The 17,159-nt window shown below is 67.9% G+C and carries 19 protein-coding genes; 9 read left to right on the top strand and 10 right to left on the bottom strand.

Going from position 1 to position 17,159, the window contains the following annotated elements; translation table 11 throughout:
• The 5 genes from U9977_RS00115 to U9977_RS00095 form a co-directional block, all read left to right on the top strand.
• Positions 1–409, top strand: a 409-nt coding sequence (locus tag U9977_RS00115; RefSeq protein ID WP_322747059.1) for a PEP-utilizing enzyme, incomplete at its 5' end; no start/stop codon positions are given.
• A gap of 131 nt (positions 410–540) precedes the next feature.
• Positions 541–1,944, top strand: a complete 1,404-nt coding sequence (locus U9977_RS00110) for an aromatic ring-hydroxylating dioxygenase subunit alpha (protein WP_322747058.1) — start codon at positions 541–543, stop codon at positions 1,942–1,944.
• Positions 1,929–2,264, top strand: a complete 336-nt coding sequence (locus U9977_RS00105) for a 2Fe-2S iron-sulfur cluster-binding protein (RefSeq protein ID WP_322747057.1) — start codon at positions 1,929–1,931, stop codon at positions 2,262–2,264. The genes U9977_RS00110 and U9977_RS00105 overlap by 16 nt, the downstream gene beginning before the upstream one ends.
• A gap of 56 nt (positions 2,265–2,320) precedes the next feature.
• The gene (locus U9977_RS00100) at positions 2,321–2,521 is read left to right on the top strand and encodes a transposase (RefSeq protein ID WP_416210431.1); all 201 of its coding nucleotides are present in this window, start codon (positions 2,321–2,323) and stop codon (positions 2,519–2,521) included.
• Positions 2,518–3,570, top strand: coding sequence for an NADP-dependent oxidoreductase (locus U9977_RS00095; protein ID WP_322747055.1), 1,053 nt, complete (start codon positions 2,518–2,520; stop codon positions 3,568–3,570). Before U9977_RS00100 ends, U9977_RS00095 begins: the two co-directional genes overlap by 4 nt.
• Before the next feature lie 50 nt (positions 3,571–3,620).
• On the opposite strand, the gene U9977_RS00090 is transcribed toward U9977_RS00095, so the two are convergent.
• The 4 genes from U9977_RS00090 to U9977_RS00075 all read right to left on the bottom strand — a co-directional run bounded on the left by U9977_RS00090 (position 3,621) and on the right by U9977_RS00075 (position 7,202).
• Complete coding sequence (locus U9977_RS00090) at positions 3,621–4,394, bottom strand: ThuA domain-containing protein (protein ID WP_322747054.1); 774 nt, start codon at positions 4,392–4,394, stop codon at positions 3,621–3,623.
• 18 nt (positions 4,395–4,412) lie between these two features.
• Entirely contained in the window at positions 4,413–5,174 is a 762-nt protein-coding gene (locus U9977_RS00085; RefSeq protein WP_322747053.1) for an SDR family NAD(P)-dependent oxidoreductase, read from the bottom strand.
• 152 nt (positions 5,175–5,326) lie between these two features.
• The gene (locus tag U9977_RS00080) at positions 5,327–6,151 is read right to left on the bottom strand and encodes an SDR family oxidoreductase (protein WP_322747052.1); all 825 of its coding nucleotides are present in this window, start codon (positions 6,149–6,151) and stop codon (positions 5,327–5,329) included.
• A 55-nt stretch (positions 6,152–6,206) separates the two neighbouring features.
• Positions 6,207–7,202, bottom strand: coding sequence for a sugar ABC transporter substrate-binding protein (locus U9977_RS00075; RefSeq protein ID WP_322747051.1), 996 nt, complete (start codon positions 7,200–7,202; stop codon positions 6,207–6,209).
• On the opposite strand from U9977_RS00075, the gene U9977_RS00070 reads away from it, so the two are divergent.
• Positions 7,171–7,491: a hypothetical protein gene (locus U9977_RS00070; RefSeq protein ID WP_322747050.1), complete on the top strand. Its 321-nt coding sequence runs from the start codon at positions 7,171–7,173 to the stop codon at positions 7,489–7,491. The genes U9977_RS00075 and U9977_RS00070 overlap by 32 nt on opposite strands.
• 127 nt (positions 7,492–7,618) lie before the next feature.
• On the opposite strand, the gene U9977_RS00065 is transcribed toward U9977_RS00070, so the two are convergent.
• The 3 genes from U9977_RS00065 to U9977_RS00055 form a co-directional block, all read right to left on the bottom strand.
• Positions 7,619–8,743, bottom strand: a complete 1,125-nt coding sequence (locus tag U9977_RS00065; protein ID WP_322747049.1) for an ABC transporter permease — start codon at positions 8,741–8,743, stop codon at positions 7,619–7,621.
• Complete coding sequence (locus tag U9977_RS00060; protein ID WP_322747048.1) at positions 8,740–10,263, bottom strand: sugar ABC transporter ATP-binding protein; 1,524 nt, start codon at positions 10,261–10,263, stop codon at positions 8,740–8,742. Before U9977_RS00060 ends, U9977_RS00065 begins: the two co-directional genes overlap by 4 nt.
• A 174-nt stretch (positions 10,264–10,437) precedes the next feature.
• Positions 10,438–11,082 carry a TetR/AcrR family transcriptional regulator gene (locus U9977_RS00055; RefSeq protein ID WP_322747047.1) on the bottom strand — a complete coding sequence of 215 codons (645 nt, stop codon included), beginning with the start codon at positions 11,080–11,082 and terminating at the stop codon, positions 10,438–10,440.
• A 100-nt stretch (positions 11,083–11,182) separates the two neighbouring features.
• Here U9977_RS00055 and U9977_RS00050 point away from each other — a divergent pair, with 100 nt between their 5' ends.
• Together U9977_RS00050 and U9977_RS00045 are read left to right on the top strand one after the other, a co-directional pair.
• Complete coding sequence (locus U9977_RS00050) at positions 11,183–11,827, top strand: helix-turn-helix domain-containing protein (protein ID WP_322747046.1); 645 nt, start codon at positions 11,183–11,185, stop codon at positions 11,825–11,827.
• A gap of 165 nt (positions 11,828–11,992) precedes the next feature.
• Positions 11,993–12,763 (top strand): SDR family oxidoreductase, encoded by a 771-nt coding sequence (locus U9977_RS00045; RefSeq protein WP_322747045.1) that lies wholly within the window; start codon positions 11,993–11,995, stop codon positions 12,761–12,763.
• A 301-nt stretch (positions 12,764–13,064) separates the two neighbouring features.
• On the opposite strand, the gene U9977_RS00040 is transcribed toward U9977_RS00045, so the two are convergent.
• Positions 13,065–13,886, bottom strand: a complete 822-nt coding sequence (locus U9977_RS00040) for a mycofactocin-coupled SDR family oxidoreductase (RefSeq protein WP_322747044.1) — start codon at positions 13,884–13,886, stop codon at positions 13,065–13,067.
• Between the two features lie 212 nt (positions 13,887–14,098).
• Here U9977_RS00040 and U9977_RS00035 point away from each other — a divergent pair, with 212 nt between their 5' ends.
• On the top strand, positions 14,099–15,136 hold the full coding sequence (locus tag U9977_RS00035) for a hypothetical protein (protein WP_322747043.1): 1,038 nt from the start codon (positions 14,099–14,101) through the stop codon (positions 15,134–15,136).
• A gap of 30 nt (positions 15,137–15,166) precedes the next feature.
• Here the strand turns inward: U9977_RS00035 and U9977_RS26770 are convergent, their stop codons facing one another.
• Both U9977_RS26770 and U9977_RS00030 read right to left on the bottom strand, forming a co-directional pair.
• On the bottom strand, positions 15,167–15,562 hold the full coding sequence (locus U9977_RS26770) for a transposase family protein (protein WP_416210428.1): 396 nt from the start codon (positions 15,560–15,562) through the stop codon (positions 15,167–15,169).
• Positions 15,563–15,586: 24 nt separating this feature from the next.
• Complete coding sequence (locus tag U9977_RS00030; protein WP_322747042.1) at positions 15,587–17,083, bottom strand: flotillin family protein; 1,497 nt, start codon at positions 17,081–17,083, stop codon at positions 15,587–15,589.
• Positions 17,084–17,159 lie beyond the last annotated feature (76 nt).

Here is a 17,159-nt window from a genome sequence, read left to right as displayed (position 1 = left end):
GTTCATCGACGGCACCAGGCCCCTGCCGCCCATCGCATCGCTGGGACGACGCGTCGACGCCGAGATCACTCCCGTCAAACCGGGTGAGGTACTGCGCGGTGTCGGTGCGGCCGCGGGCGTGGCCCGGGGCCGGGCGCGGGTGGTGACCGCCGTCGACGCGGCCGGCGACCTCGCACCCGGCGAGATTCTGGTAGCCCCGCAGACCGACCCGTCGTGGACACCGCTGTTCATGGTCGCGGCGGGCGCCGTCGTCGACGTCGGCGCGATGGGGAGCCACGCGATGATCGTCAGTCGCGAGCTCGGCATCCCGTGCGCGGCGGGCGTACCGGCCGCGAGCCGGCGCATCCCCACCGGGACGCTACTGGAGGTCGACGGTTCAACCGGCACCGTGACGGTCCTGGCGCTGTAGCCACGGTCGACGTTGGTAGGCAAGCCGAGGTTGGCAGCCAAGCCGACGTTGCACCGCGGACACCGCGACTTCACCCGTCACACCTGACGGCCGGTTACTATAGCCAGACACCAGAAACTTCGGGAGGCGCCATGGTCACGCAGGAGCCCGACACCCGTGCCCGTTGCCCCGGTCCCTCCGCGCAGGACTACCTCGCCGCGGACACCCGGCCCGTACCCGACGTCCTGCGGGTGAATGTCAACGAGTACCTCGGCAACGACGACATCGACGTCGAGCGCTACATCTCACCCGCCTGGCACCGCATGGAGGTCGAGAAGCTCTGGCGGCGGGTCTGGCAGTTCGCCTGCCGCGAGGAGAACATCCCCGAGGTCGGCGATCACGAGATCTACGACATAGCCGACGACTCGCTGCTGATCGTGCGGACCACCCCGACCGAGATCCGGGCCTTCGTGAACGCCTGCCTGCACCGCGGGCGCAAGCTGCGCACCGCAGGCGGGCACGTGCCGGAGTTCCGCTGCCCGTTCCACGGCTTCACCTGGAACATCAACGGCACTCTCAAGAGCATCCCGTGCGCCTGGGACTTCCCCCATGTCGACCCGGCGACGTTCAACCTTCCCGAGGCGAAGGTCGCCACCTGGGGTGGCTTCGTCTTCATCAACATGGATCCCGACTGCGAGCCGTTCGGGACCTTCGCCGGCGACCTGCCGGACCACTTCACCCGCTGGCCGCTTGACGACCGGTACACCTCATTGCACATCGCGAAGATCCTGCCCTGCAACTGGAAGATCGGGCAGGAGGCCTTCATGGAGGCCTTCCATGTGATCAGCACCCATCCGCAGCTGTTGGCCTGGATGGGCGATGCCAACTCGCAGTATGACGTCGTCGCCGGCGCCAACTGGGACCGCACGGTTACGCCGCAGGGCGTACCCAGCCCGCATCTGGCAGGCGGCGTCACCGAGGAGGAGGTCCTGGAGAGCTTCTACTTCTCGCGCGGTTTCTACGCCTCGACCCAGGGGCGGGACCTCGCGCTTTCCGGCGACAAGCTACCGGAGATCCCAGCGGGCAGCACGGCCCGAGCGGTACTCGCCGATCAGATGCGCAACCAACTGAGCGCACTGTCCGGCGAGAGCTACGCGGAAATCACCGACAGCGAACTGTTGGACGCGATCAACTACATTCTCTTTCCGAACTTCCACCCCTGGGCCGGGAAGAAGTCGAACATCATCTACCGGTTCCGGCCCTACGGTAACGACCCCGATCGCTGCATCTCCGAAATCTTCTTCCTGTCCGGATGGCCCAAGGGCACCCCGCGCCCGGCCCCGGCGAAGATCCGATGGGTAGCGGAGGGGGTGGACATGGCCGACGTTTCCGAGCTCGGCCTGCTGGGCCCGGTTTTCGACCAGGACATCGCCAACCTGCCGTTCGTGCAGCAGGGCCTGAAGACGACCCGCAAGCCCGGCATCACCCTCGCGACCTACCAGGAAAGCCGCATCCGGCATTTCCACTATCTGCTCGACACGTGGATGTCGCGCTGAGCGCACAGGTGACGGTCACGCCGTCGGGCATCGTGCTGGCGGTGGCCGAGGCCGAGACGGTCTTCGCCGCCGCTCGCCGGTGCGGCTACTGGTGGCCGACCGTCTGCGATGGCGTCGGTACCTGCCGCACCTGTGTCCTGCAGGTCAGCGCGGGCGCGGAGAACTGCGGTCCGATCGACGACCTTGAGGATGAGGGACTGAGAGCGATCGGTCCGGGAACGAACGGGCGCATCCGGCTGGCCTGTCAGCTGCGCGTGACCGGCCCGGTCGTGGTCGTCAAACGTGGTGTGCGCCGCGCGGAGGAGCTGCGCGGACTGTAGGGCCTCCGTGTCACTGAAGGAGCCGTGAGCGTGTAGTGAGCACAAAACCCTTGAGCGTGACTCATCCGATCAGCAAGCAGGTGTACACGCTGACGGACAACGGCCTGGTCGAGGTCTACGACCCGACGACCGGCCAGCGCGGCCTGTTCGACTCCGACGGCCGCTGGCAGTCGGGCGAAATCCGCCATGCCGACCTGCAGGTCGCCGGGTGGGTCGGCCGCCGGGCCCGGCTCTCAGACCGGAACACCCCGGCATGAGCGCGGCCGGCCGCCGCACCCGGGTGGTGACACTGGCCCGCCGTCCCGGTCCCGGCGGGCCGACCCTGGACGACTTCGCACTCTGCGAACGGCCCGTGCCCGCGCTGGGCGCGGGCCAGTTGCTCGTGCGCAACGCCTTCATGAGCGTCGACCCGTCGATGCGGGGTCGCCTCGAGGAGACCGAGAAGCACTACACGACCAACTTCGCCGTCGGCGAGCCGTTGGACGGGTCCGCTGTCGGACGGGTCCTGGAAAGCCGCGCTCCGGGTATCGAGGAAGGTGCGTGGGTACGCCACCGGTTGGGCTGGCGCGACGTCGCGGTGCTCGACGCGACCCCGGGTGACCCGGCCGCGTTCGCCGTCGTCGACGCCGACCGCGCCGCGCCCTCGACCTGGCTCGGCGTGCTCGGCCAGACCGGCTTCACCGCCTATACCGGACTACTGCGCGCGGGTGAGCTGGCCAAGGGGGACACCGTTTTCGTCTCCGCGGCCGGCGGTGCGGTCGGCAGCGCCGTCGGTCAGATCGCCCGGTTGCTCGGTGCCGCCCGGGTCATCGGTAGCGCGGGCGGTGCGGCCAAGTGCGGGCTGCTCACCACGGAACTCGGGTTCGACGCGGCCGTCGACTACCGCGCCGAACCGGTCGCGACAGGGCTGCGGCGGGCCGCGCCGGACGGCATCGACCTGTACTTCGACAACGTCGGCGGCGACCACCTGGTCGCCGCGCTCGACGCGCTGCGGGTCGGCGGTCGGGTGGCCCTGTGCGGCATGATCTCCCAGTTCACCTCGCAGAATCCCCGGCCGAGCATCGACCATCTCATCCAGGCCGTGCTGCGGCGAGTGACCCTGCGAGGGTTCATCGTCCGCGACCACGAGGATCTGCGGGCGGAATTCACCGACCGGGTCTCGGGCTGGCTGCGAACCGGTGACCTGGTATCGCGCCAGACGGTCGTGGACGGCCTGGACAACGCGGTCACCGCATTCCTCGGGATGCTGCGGGGTGACAACGTCGGCAAGATGCTCGTCCGCCTCGACCCCGACGTCCACGCCTGATCTGAGCTACCGGCGCCCACGCCTGATCTGGACGCTGAGATACCAGGAGGCTACCTGGCGCCGTAGATCGCTCTGGACAGGCAGCGGTCGAGGACCGTGGCGAACTCCGGGGCGGTCCAGCTCCCCCGGTCGGTCCGGCCGAGGTCGTCGACGCCGAGGTCCTGGACGTCGAATCGGCCGCGGCAGTGCCCCAGGGTGAAATAGCAGACCTCGCCGTCGCCGTGGCTGCGCAGGTAGAGCACCGGCTGGACGTCGTCCGCGGAATCGGCGACATGCCCTTCGGTGAAGCCCCGGCACGGCCCGCGGTACCGGGTGTGCAGCAGCACGTCGAGCGGGGGATGCAGCTCACTGACGTACAGTTCGTCACTGACCTCGAAGGGGTCGATCCCCACCACGAGCGGATGATCCGCCTGGGTGATCTCAACCTGGTAGGGCGCGATCGGCGGGTGGCCGAGGAACTGGCTGCCCAGCACCGTGGCCACCTCCCCGAGCACCCGCGGCGTGGTGAACAGGCGCGGCGTACCCGGCGCAGGCGCATCGATCGCCGAGTTGGTTCCGTGTAACGCCAACCACCGCCCACCACGCGCGACGAAGTCCACCAACACCTGCTGCTGCTCAGCGTTGGGACGCCGCTCACAGGTGTAGGTGACAAGCACGTCAGCCGACCCGATCGCATCGGTGCAGGCGTAGTCCTCGAAGACCCGGGTGCGTACCCGCTCGTGTCGCCCGAGGCGTTCAAGAAGCTGCAGCCGCGCGAAATCGAAATCGTGCCAACGCCCGCCGCATACGAGCACGGCGTCAATCCGGCCGGCTGGTCCCGCCATGGGTCGCAACCGCCGGTTCTAGAACTGCACGCGGGTGACGAGCCCGCCGTCCACCACGAGGTTGACGCCGTTGCAGAATCCGGCCCGGGGGCTCGCCAGAAAGGCGACGGCGGCCGCGACATCCTCGGGCTGGCCGTACCGGCCGACCGCTATCTTGGCCAGAACCTCCGCGTAGACCTCCGGCCGGTGCTCGCGGACCTTCTCCCAGTCCCCGCCGGGGAACTCGATCGGCCCGGGGGAAACCGTGTTGACCCGGATCCCCTGCGGCGCGAGGGTCCGCGCGAGCGCCGCGGAATGGTGCAGCACAGCTGCCTTGATGGCCGAATAGGCATTGGGGGAAGCCGGTCGCACCGTGTCGAACGCGTTCGTCGTGCCGATCGCGATGATCGATCCACCGCCGTCGGCGAGGTGCGGCACGGCCGTCTCGGCCAGCCGGACGAACGGCAGCAGGTCCCCGTCCAGGCTGCGTTGCCACTGACCGGCGTCCTTGGCCGGGCCGGCGGACACATTGGACACGACGATGTCCAGCCCGCCCAGTTCCGCCGCGGCGCGGTCGACAAAGGCTGTGAGCGCGTCGACGTCGCTGACGTCAAAGGGCTCGGCGAACACCGTGACGCCGTTGCCGCGCAACTCGGCGGCAGCCTTCTCCAGACCCTCGGCACCGCGTGCGCACAGGGCGAGCGAGCAGCCCTCCTGTGCCAGCGTCGCCGCGATCGCGCGGCCGAGACCTCGGCTGGCCCCTGTCACCAGTGCCCGCCGTCCCGCCAGTCCAAGATCCACGATCTGTCACCTTTCGTCAGCTGTCCATCAACTATCGCCATGTGGCAATGAGCGGTACGGCACGATTATCCGTCGCGGGCCGCCAGGAGTGCTCTGTCAGCACAGCGCCGTCAGTAGGGAACCGTCAGTAGGGAACCGTCAGTAGGGAACCGTCAGTAGGGGGCGATGCCGCCGCCGACGGTGATGCACTCGTTGTGCAGGTACGGCACCTCGTCGCTGAGGATCCACGCCGCGGTTGCCGCGATCTCCTCGGGAGTGGCGTACCGGCCGAGCGGCACAGCACCCTCCATACGACCCTTGTAAGTGGTCCCGTCCGCCCCGGCCAATGCCCCGAGCCCGGCACCGAGCGCATCCATCATGCGGGATTCGACCAGGCCCGGGGCGAGGGTGTTGACACGGATGCCAGCTCCGGCGACCTCAAGAGCCAGGCAGCGCGCGATGCCCTGGACGGCGTGTTTGGAGGCGTTGTAGACCGATGTTCCGACGCTACCCATCAATGCCGCGATGGATGCGGTGAACAGAATCGAACCGCCGTCGCCCTGGGCCGACAGTTGCCGCAGCGCGGCCTGCGCCGACAGGAACGCGCCGAGCACGTTGACGCCGAAGACCCGGTGGTAGTCCGCCGGGTCGAAGTCCGCCACCGCCTGCACCGTGCATTCCACGCCCGCGTTGGCATGGTAGAGGTCCAGCTTTCCGAAAGCCTGGACAGCCGCGTCGACGCTGGCCTGCGCGCCGAGCGGCGTGGTGATGTCGACGCCGACACCCACGGCGGCACCACCGATGAGTTCCGCGACGGTCTTGGCAGCGTCCGCGTCGAGGTCGGCGACCACGACCAGCGCTCCCTCCGCCGCGAGCCGGCGGCTGACCGCCGACCCGATCACACCGGCGCCGCCCGTGACGACCACCGACTTACCGCGCAGCCCTGCAAGCATTGCGTATCCCGATCCCTCCTCGGGGCGGAGATGGCCGTCCGCCATCCCCGCTCCGAGACTGCGCTACCTGACCGACCGTGCCTGTGTCCGAGCGCTGCGGCTACTGTGCCTGCCAGAGTTTCTTGAAGGCGTCCTGGTAGCCGGGGAAACCGATGTAGTACCCGGTGGAGTCGAGAGAGACCGAGGAGATGTTGTCCTTGGTGATGAGCTGGGTCGGCAGCAGGACCTTGTCCGCCGCGGCCAGATCGTCGCCGTTGAAGTGGCGGGCAAGCATGTCCGCGAGGCGCCAGCCGAGGATCGGCGCGGAGAAGCCGGTCCACACGCTTTCGGTGCCGTCCTTGAGCGCCGCCAGGTTGGCCGGACTGGGCGTCTCACCACCGACGTTGACCTTGCCGTTCAGGCCAGCACCCTTGAGCGCCGCGTCCACGCCCAGGGTCAGGTCACCGAAGGAGAAGATAGCCCAGTTGATCTTTGGGTCCTGCTGGATGGTGCTGACCACGCTGGACGGGGTCTTGGTACCCAGATCGGCGAGCTGCTGGTTGACCTCTTTGACCGAGCAGGCCGGGCAGGTGCTGGACAGGGTGCTCTTGAAGCTGTCCACGAACACACCCAGGATGGGGAAAGCCTTGATCGTGAACAGCGCGACGTTGGCCTTGCCGCCGCTGTTGACCACCACATAACTCGCGACCATCTTGCCCCAGGCCGCGACCTGGGCGTCACCGTCGAGGCTGTTGGAGATCACCGGCGAGTCGAAGGCACCACCGACGCTTTCGGAGAGCACCGGGATGTTCTGCGCCTTGGCCTGATCCAACTGGGTCTTGAGCAGTGACAGCGGCGTGCCGGAGATGTGAATGGCGTCGGGATGCTTGGAAATCGCCTGGGTGACCGCGTTCCCGTAGTCCTCGGGACCGCTGCCGGGGACGATCCGCTCATAGCGCCAGCCGAACACCTTCGCCGCCTCGGCCAGGGCGTCGTCGCGCACCTTGGTGACCGGGACCGGGGTTTCCACTGTGATCACATACTTGCCCGTGGGCGGCTTCTTCGACAACGCGGTGTCAAGAAGGATGCCGCTCGGGTTCACCAGGCTCGCGTCCACCGTGGCCTTCGCCTGGCTCAAACCCGTCGATCCGGTTTCCTGCTGCTGCTGCGACGGCGTCGCACTCGGCGAGGTCGACGTGGAGTCGCTGCTGCCGCACGCCGCGGCGAACAGCGCTGTGGCCGCAGCCACCGCCACCGCCCCGACCCTCGTGCGGGAAGTCGTTCTCATGAACCCTTTTCCTCCTGTTGCCGTCGTCGGCGTCGGGGGCTCGCGTGCCGATCTCCTGGATGGACGCGTCTACCCGGGCGATCGGCGTGATCTATCAGGCGTGACCTACCGGCCGTAATCCATCAAAATGTGATGTGACGGCGGACACTCTCACTTACTTAGGAGCGTGTCAAGTTACTTGCATCGAGCGACCACCGCGGAGCCTGCCAGCCTCGCCCGTCGGCCTCGCCCGTCAACGCAGCCGATCAACGCCGCCGGTAGGTACGAGCCGCCAGCGCCACCGCGATGATCAGGGCAAGCCCGTTGAAAAGGTTGTTGACGTAGGACGGCGATCCGGCGAGCTGCAGGCCCTTGACGCCGGTCGCGAGGAGGTAGATCGCAACCAACGTACCGAGGACGTTCATCCGCCCGGCCTTGATCTGGGTGGAGCCGAGGAACACCGCCGAGAAGGCCGGCAGCAGGTAGGGGGGTCCCACATCCTGGGAGGCCGAGCCCAGCTTGGCCGCGAGGATGACGCCGGTCAGCGCCGCGATCGTCCCCGAGGTGATGAGCGAACCCCAGGTGATCCGGGCAACCCGTAGGCCGGCCAGGCGGGCCGCCTGCGGGTTGCCACCTGCCGCGTAGAGGTAGCGGCCCACCGGTGTGTGGTCGATGACGACGTAAAGGATCACCGCGAGCAGCACCATGTAGTAGAAGGGCAACGAGATCCCCCACAACCGGGTGCTACCGGCGTCAAGAAAGGTCTTCGAGGCGGTGTTGACGATCTGTTCACCATCAGTGACCCAGTAGGCCGCGGCGGCAAGAATACTGCTCATGCCGAGCGTGGCGATGAAGGAGTCCACGTTCAGCCGCACCACGACCAGACCGTTGACCAACCCGATGAACGCGCCGGAGCCGATCGCGAGCAGCACCGCGAGAACGGGGTTGAAGCCCTGTTGGAGCAGCCAGGTGACCACCGCCACCGCGAACCCCAACGTCGCCGCGCAGGACAGGTCGAACACGCCCGCGGCCAACGGTACGATCAATCCCAGGGCGAGCATCGCAGTTATTGCCTGGTCGCCGGCAATGATCTGGAAGTTGTCGCTCCGCAGGAAGGTGTCCGGCAGCCAACTGCCGAACACTATGATGATCAGAAGCCAGACATACAGACCGCTGAACCGATCGAGCCCGAGCCCGAGCTTCGGCCTTGGCAGCCGGCGGCTGACGACCGCGCTCTGTCGCGGGTCCGGGCCGGCAGCGGCGGCCCCGGCGGTGACACCGTCAGTGACAGCGGCCCCGGCGGTGACAGCGGTGTCGGTGGCCCCGGCGGTGACACCGTCAGTGACAGCGATCCCGGCGGCATTTTTTGGTTGCGCTGCTTCTGTCGTCATGACGCGCTCCTGAGGGTGTGACCGACCGCTGCGGCCGTGATGCGGTCCGCGTGCAGGTCGGCGCGGTGTAACTCATCCACGACACGGCCGCCCGCGAGGACGAGCACGCGTCCGCACAGCCGCGCCAGTTCGTCATGGTCGGTGGAGACGACCACGACAGCCGCACCGTCCGCCGCGGCCCGGTCGACCAGCGCATGAATCTCGGCCTTCGCCCCGATGTCGACGCCCTGCGTCGGTTCGTCGAGAACCAGGACCCGAGGCTCGCGACGCAGCCAACGGGCCAGAACGACCTTCTGCTGGTTGCCGCCGGACAGCGTCGACATGGCCCGTTCGGCACCGGCCGGCGCCACGTTCAACCGGTCCAGCCAGCGGGCGACGTCCGACCGCTCGCTGCCCCGGCGCAGCAGGCCCCGGCGGCTGAACGCGGTCGGACTCGCCACCACGACGTTCTCCTGCAGATCCGCATCGAGGAACGCCGCGTTGGCGTGCCGCTCGGCAGGCACGAGCCCCATGCCGGACCGCATGGCAAGGTCTGGACGCAGCTGCGGAACGGCCTTGCCCGCGACGGCCACGACCCCTGCGCGCGGACAGCCGCCGAACAGCGCGAGTGCCAACTCCTCACGGCCGGAGCCGGTGAGGCCGGCGACCCCGACGACCTCCCCGGAGTGCACGGTCAGGTCGACCCCTCGCAGGGCGGTGGTCTCCAGGGTGCGGACGTCGAGGGCCACCTCACCCTGGTGGGCCGCTTCGGCCGGCGGCACGTCGTACTGCGCCAGCTTGCGGCCGATCATCAGCTCGACCAGGTCGGCCTCGTCCAGCCCGGCGGTGGGCCGGGTGGTGACCAGAGCGCCGTCGCGCAGCACGCTCACGGTGTCGCAGAGCCCGAAGACCTCGTCCAGATGGTGCGAGACGAAGATGACCGCGACGCCGGCATCGCGCACGCTGCGGACCAGCGCGAACAGACGCTGCGCCTCGGCGGCCGGCAGGTTGGCCGTAGGTTCGTCGAGGACGAGCACCCGCGGCGGTGTGGCGTGCCGCGACAGCGCGCGCGCCACCGCGACCGCGGTCCGCTCGCTCGCCGCCAGAGCACCCACGGGCCGGCTGATGTCGAAGTCGTAGCCGAGGTCGCGCACTGCGCTGCGGGCCCCGGCCCGTTCCTGGCGCCAGCGAATCAGGCCGAGCCGGCCGGTTTCGTAGCCGTGACCCAGCGCGAGGTTGTCGACTGTGTCAAGCGTCGCGACGAGACCGAGGTCCTGATGGACGAAACGCAGCCCGGCGGCATCCGACGAGGTGGGGTCACCGAATGCCAACGGCCGATCGACGACGGTGACCTGACTACCGGCATCCGGCTCGTGGAAACCTGCCAATATTTTGATCAACGTCGACTTGCCGCAGCCGTTCTGACCGACCAGGGCACGTACCTCACCGGGCTCGACGTCGATGTCGACGTCCACCAGGGCGCGCTGCCCCGGGAACGTCTTCGACAGCCGTCGCACGCGGAGCACGGGAGTAGCCACCATCGGACTCCTCGTCTGAGAGCGACCGAGGGCACGGCGCTCTTTCTGGAGTTGCTTTTGTGATGGCGGCTACAGTAACTGGCGTAGCCCGTCGCGCCAACATCTGTCCGCGGCCGGAGCGTGGCCGGGGCGTGGCCGGGCGCGCTGAAACTCGGCACTCAGTCGACGACTCGACTCTCAGTCGACGGTGAGTATCCGCTCAGACATGGCGTCCAGGGCCCGGCGCAGGGCCTTCGGTGGCTGACTGCTGAGCGGACCGTCATCCATGCGCATCGGATGGATGGCTATCAGCAGATGGGTGAGGGTACGCACGGCGAGCGTCTGGGTCGCGTGCTTGGCTGCGGCGGAACGCCGCGTCGTGGGCATCCGGGACGAGACGATGTAGTCGAACGACCGCTGGATGTGCAGCTCCTCGAAGTCCCGCCGCAACACCCTGGCCTGCTGGGTGGCGCCGGGCATGTGCAGGTAGAGCAGGCGCGCCTCGTCGGGATGCGCCTCGATCCAGTCCCAGACCGCGCCGGTGACCCGACGCAACGCGGTGATGTCGCCTGGTTCGTCGTCGGACCGTGCCTGCGCGACGACGGCGTTGGTCGCGCCTACGACCCGCCGCAGGGCGACGTCGAAGAGCTCCTCCTTGCCGGAGAAGTGGTAATACACCGCTGTGGGAACGACCTGCGCCGCCTCGGCGATATCCTGGATGCCGGCCGCGTCGAAGCCCTTACGGGCGAAAACCCCGATGGCGGCGGTGACGATCAACTGGCGCTTGGAGGGACGGTGCGCGGGTTGCCTGCCCCGCTCCGGCAGCTCCGCAAGCTCCGTCACAGGGAACCTCCTGACCTGATGCCACACCGGCCCGACCATGATGACCCAACAGACCCCGGAGCCCCCGGGGCCGCCAGCCGGTTGGGAGAATCGGCGTCACATGACTGAAAGCTCTGACGGAAACGGTAGTCCCAAACGGCCCGCCCACCGACCGTCGCGGCGCAGCGACGTGATCGACGCCGCCACGCGGCTGTTCGCCATGCGCGGTCTGGAAACGGTGACCGTCGCCGACATCGCGGACGAGGCCGGGATGACCTCGGCTGCGGTCTACTACCATTTTCCATCCAAGATCGATATTCTACTCGAGGCCATGCGGACCTTCAGCAGGGCACTTGTCACCGAGCTGGACGACCGGGTCACCGCCAGGTCAGCTGAGAACGGGACCATCGGTAACGGGGCCATCGGTGACCTGCTGACAGGCCTGCTCGGCTGGCTGGAGGAACACCGACCTGCGGCGACGGTCTACTTCGTGACCTCGTCCGGGGCGAACCTCGCCGCTGAGGCCCTACGCCGGGAGACCCGGGTCGAGCTCATGGAGCTGTTCACCCGGGCGGTGGACGCGAGGAAGTCCCCCGAACGACAGATCCGGCCCGCGGAAGCCGGGGTGATGGCGACCGGCCTGCTCTCGCTGGTCGAGACGGCGGCGGCATCCTGGCTGGCCGAGGACGCCGTCCTCGAAGGGCTCGGGCAGCGCCGATTCCTGCGGGAGACCGCCGCGCTGGCCGAGCGCATCGTCGGGGCCTGAGGCCCTGTTGCGGCGCCACCGGGCCCCGTCGGGGTTGAACCACAACCGCCGAATGCCGACGACTTAGCGGTATGTATCTTCAGTAACTATCGTTCAGACCGGTGGAGGGCCGAGTCGTGCAGCGGGATCGACACACAGGACAGGTGCCACTCGCCGGCAACCACGATGGGTAACCGGTTAGCCGTGGTGAGCGGCGGTGGTACGGGAATCGGCCGGGCGATCGCCGCGGCCCTGGGTGACGACGGCCTCGACGTGCTCATTCTCGGGCGCCGCGCGGACGTGCTGGAACGCACGGCGGCGGAACTCACTGTGGCCGCGGCGACGGGGGCCTCGGCGACGGGGGCCTCGGTGACCTGGCAGGCCGCCGACCTCACCGACCCGGCGGACGTGCAGCGGGTCGCCGACGTGGTCCAGGAGCGGTCCGGCCGGGTCGACGTCGTCGTCAACAACGCGGGTTCCCCGTCGCCGCGGGTTGACGGCGACCTCGCCGCGGTGGCCGAGGCATGGATGACGGCCCTGCGGGCGAACCTGCTCTCGGCCGTGCTGCTTACCCACGCCCTGGAACCGCTGCTGCGCCGGCCCGGCGGGCGGGTCGTCCTGGTGGGCTCGCAATCCGCCGCGACCGGTGGCGCGAGCGCGCCCTATGTCGCGGCCAAGGCAGCCCTGCACGGCTGGGTGCTCTCACTCGCCGCACGTCTGGGCCCCGACGGCGTCACAGCCAACGTGGTCTCCCCCGGCTACACGGCCGGCACCGAACTGGTGGCCGGCCGGATCTCCCCGCAGCGCCACGCGAGCCTGGTTGCCAGCATCGCCGCCGGCCGTCCCGCGCAACCGGACGAGGTCGCCGCTGTGGTCGCCTTCCTCGCCGCACCGGCCGCGTCCTCCGTCAACGGCCAGGTGATCGGCGTCGACGGCGGGACGGTCCCGCCCAGCTGACCCCACGCCGAGCCGACCCCACGCTCAGCCGAACTGCCCCGGCTATGTTGACCCCCCGGTATTCACCTGCCTTCTGTCATCCGTCCCCGGTTGTCAGTAGCTGTCATCCGATCGTCGAACACACCTGGTCGACATCCTGGATGGGTGAGAATCCACCCCTGCTCCCGTCGGCGAGCAGAGCGTCGTCGACGTCGAGGTTGGATGCCGGGGTGCGGTTGTACAGCTCCCTCTGAAGATCTCCTGGCAGCATCGCTGTAGGCGGCCTCGGCCTCCGCTGTTCTACTTCGCGTCTACTTCGCGTCTACTTCGCGGTGAAGCCGGCGTCGACCGGCAACGCGACGCCGGTGACGTACTTCGCCGCGTCGGAGACCAGCCACAGCACGGCGTCAGCGATGTCCTCGGGTTCGAGCGCGGGGACCGGCAGCGGGTTGGCCATACTCGCGCCGCGCTCAGGCCCCTGCTGGAGGTGCCGCTCGATGTGCTCATTACGGATCATCGGGGTGTTGACGCCGGTCGGATGCACGGTGTTGACCCGGATCGAGTGTGGCGCGAGCTCCAGAGCCAACGCCCGCATGATGCCGACCACCCCGTGCTTGCTTGCGGTGTAGGCGGTGGCGCCCACCGAGCCGTTGACAATGCCCTTGAGCCCAGCAGTGGAGCTGGTGAGCACGATGGCCCCGCCACGTGCCCCGGCCACCAGATGCGGGATTGCCGGTGCGAGCGTGTTCCAGACGCCGGTGAGGTTGGTGTCGAGCGTCGCCGCCCACAGCTCGTCCGGGTCGTGCCGGGGGTCCGCTCCGATGGGGGCGATCGCGGCGTTGGCGACCACGATGTCCAGTCGCCCAAGCGTGGCCACCCCGCTGTCCACCGCGGCCCGCATGGCCGGTGCGTCCCGGACGTCGACCTGGTGGGCCACCACCCGCCGACCGAGCTTCTCGACCAGGCGCCCGGTCTCGGCAAGATCCTCGAGGGTGGCGAGCGGGTAGTCGCACACCGGGATGTCCGCGCAGAGATCGGTCGCGATGATGTCCGCACCTTCGCCGGCCAGCGCCACCGCGTGCGCTCGGCCCTGCCCACGTGCGGCTCCGGTGATCAACGCGACCCGGCCATCCAGCTTACCCATCTGATATCTCCCGCCCTCGGCTCCCGGGGTGGGCGCGCATTGCGCACCGCGTTAACCATCCCGAGTTATTTACTTGATGACAAATCCAGTAACCATGTAGACAATCAGGGATGACGAAAGTCGTCAAGGACCGCCGCGTCCGGGTTCCACCCGCACGCTACGACTGGGGCGATGGGCTGTGGCGCCCTGGCCGGCGATGGTAATTTTATTCTATGATCAGTAACTTGGTTTCGGCCGACATCGGCCTTGCGGATCATTCGATATGGCGGCTTCCCGGCCAGCTGTGCGCTCTCCGTCCGGACGCCACCCAGTTGCTGGACCGCGTCAACGAACACGCCTGGCGTACTGCCGAACCGGCGCTGCTCGAACTCATGCGGCTACGGGTGGCTTGCCTAATCGGTAACCGGGCCGGCGAAGCGGCCCGGTCCCCGGCGGCTCGCACTGGAGATCTTTCCGAGGCGAAGATCGATGATCTTCCTGCGTATCCGACGTCGACGCACTTCTCGCCCGTGGAACGCGAATGCCTGGCCTTCGCCGAACAGTTCGTCATGGATGTCAGCGGGATGACGACGGCGGCGCTCGACGTCTTGGCTCACCAGCTGGGGCGCACAGAATTGTCCGATTTCGTCGGCGCGCTGTATGCCATCGAATTCACCCAACGTTTGCAGATGGTCGCGCAGGTCCTGCTGGCGCCAGTCGTTGAAGCGGCAGCGGCGCCTGCTCCGACGTCAGCCGTGGCCGACACCGCGAAGAGCGAGCCGCACCTCGACCTTCCCATGCGGAAGGTGCTCGCGACGTATCAGGACGCCGTGGTACGCGGCCAGGCCCTGGATTCGGTGACGACGGAACTCGTCCGACTGCGTTGCGCCCGGACGCACCGATGCCGTATCTGTCAGACACTGCGGCTGGCGGATGCCCAAGCGGCCGGTGTCGACGAGACAATGACCGCGAAGATCGATTTCTACGAACGGAGTGATCTACCGGAACGGTTCAAGGTCGCGTTGCGGATCACGGACGCGTTCATCACCCGTCCGGATTCGCTGTCTGAAACCGTTGCCGCGCAGGCTCGCTCGTTCTTCAGCTCCGAGCAACTTGCGGAACTCTGTCTGGATATTACAAAGTGGAGTACACAGAAGATCAACGTAGCGCTGGGGACTGACGGCGCGGACAGATTGCCGACTAACAAGGCAGGGGTCTCCTTCTTCGGCTTCGACGATGCCGGCCGCGTGGCGGGATTCTGGGCGAATTGAACGATCCAGCCGCTACGGCAATCCAGCGGGTTATTCAAAACCCCATGAAATTGAAAAGAAAAATAATCCACGAGTCGCATCGTATGCATCGTGGTAGGTGTGGTATGGGCATCGATAGTCGGTATGGAGTATGCGCCACGACTTGAATTGCGCGACGATTCGCTCGACGGGTGCCCGAAGAGCGGAGAGCTCGGCGTTGCACTTCTTGTCCATCTCGCTGAGTTCGCCCTCGGGCGGCCTTTTCCGTGGCGTGACCATTCCGCTACATCCTTGGTAGCCCCGTCGCCGCGGGCTGAGGGCGACCTCGCCACGGTGGCCGAGGCATGGACGACGGGCCTGAAGACAACCGACGGCGTCCCGACGACGGCCGACACGGCTCGGTCGCGCTGCCCGATCTGTCCCGATCCAGCGGCTCGGCCGGATCACCCAGAAGGTCGGGACGCGGGTGGGCTACACGTCGTCGGATTCCTCGGCCGGTAAGGCGGTGTCCAGGGTGGCGGATTTCGGTACGGAAATGTCGACCTTCGGTGCCGGAATGCTCACGGATCCGTTGTCGGCCGGTGAACGACCGGCCGGTGCCTGGCCGGACTGTGACTGGCCGGACTGTGACTGGCCGGACTGTGACTGGCCCGAGAGCAGCGACCGTGCGAGCTGAAGGCCTGCGCTGCCCTGGGATAACGCCTGGGTCAGCAGTTCGGCGATACCGGTCGCGCCGTTGAGGAGAATCATCTGGTCGACGTCGCCGAAGGGCTTCGCCGCCGCCTCGACGATGGCTGGCCACTGCTCGGCGAGCTGCTGGCCGATCACCGCATCCTGGTTCACCGAAAGGGCGTCCGCCCGTGCCCTGATCGCCTCAGCCGCCGCCAGTCCCTTCGCCGCCAGGGTGGCGGCATCAGCCTCACCGATCGCGCGCCGGGCATGAGCGTCAGCATCCCCGATGATCCGGGTCGACTCGGCCTGCGCCGCAGCCACCAGCGTTGTCTCCTGGGCGCTCGCCTCCGCCGCGCTGATCTGTGCGTCGCGACTGGCACGCGCCAGGGTGGTCTGCTCGTAGGCGCGGGCGTCCGCCGGCTTGCGGACCGTCGCCTGTAGGCGCTGTTCCTCCCGATCACCCTCCAGCTGGGCGACCTTGGTCTGCTCGACCACCACCTGCTGGTGGGCGGTTGCCTCGGCCAGCGGGCCGGCCTGCTGCGCCCGCGCTGCGGCCTCGTCGACCTCGGCCTGGAAACCCGACTGCTTGATCGCGCTGTTCCGAGCGGCCTCGGCCTTGAGCGCGGCGGCGATCTGCTCCTGTTCGGTCGCCTCCCGATCGGCCTGGGCCTCGGCGATCCGCGCCAGGGAGGCCACGGCGGCGACATGAGGACGCCCGAGGTTCTTGATGTAGCCGGTGGGGTCGTCGATCTCCTGAATCTGCAGGGAGTCGACGATCAGGCCGAGTTTCTGCATCTCCGTGCCGGAACTCGCCCGGGTCAGGGCCGTCAACTTCTCCCGATCCCTGATCATATCCTCGATGGTGAGCTGGCCGACCATCGCCCGGAGATGACCGGCGAACACATTGTGCACCCGGGCTTCCATCTTGTTCTGCTGGTCGAGGAACCTTCGGGCGGCATTGGCGATCGAGGCGTAATCGTCCCCGACCTTGAAGATCACTACACCGCGCACACCCACGGGGATTCCCTGTTGGGTGACGCAGTCGACGCTCAACTGGGCGGCCTGCAGGTCCAGGGAGAGGCGACGGACATTCTGTCCGCCCGGCATGACCAGGACTCCCTTCCCGGTCACAATCTTGAAACCGAGGCTTTCGGCCACGGCATTGTCCGGGTTCCGGTATGCTCGTAAACCTGAAATGATCAATGCTTCATTAGGTTCCGCCACGCGCCACATCAACTTGACGATGCCCACGACGAAGATGGTGCCCACACCCGCTGCGATGAGGATCGGGATCACTGGATCTCCTCTGCTGAGATCATGGACCGCCGAGATTACGGGAATACACCGGCCGGCCCGGCAGGAACAGCACCGG

The organism is Protofrankia sp. Cas8, from assembly GCF_963555845.1.
In the GTDB taxonomy this organism is placed as follows: Bacteria; Actinomycetota; Actinomycetes; order Frankiales; family Frankiaceae; genus Protofrankia.
Note: the sequence above shows the minus strand (reverse complement) of the source record. Positions and strands in the feature narration are given on the sequence as shown.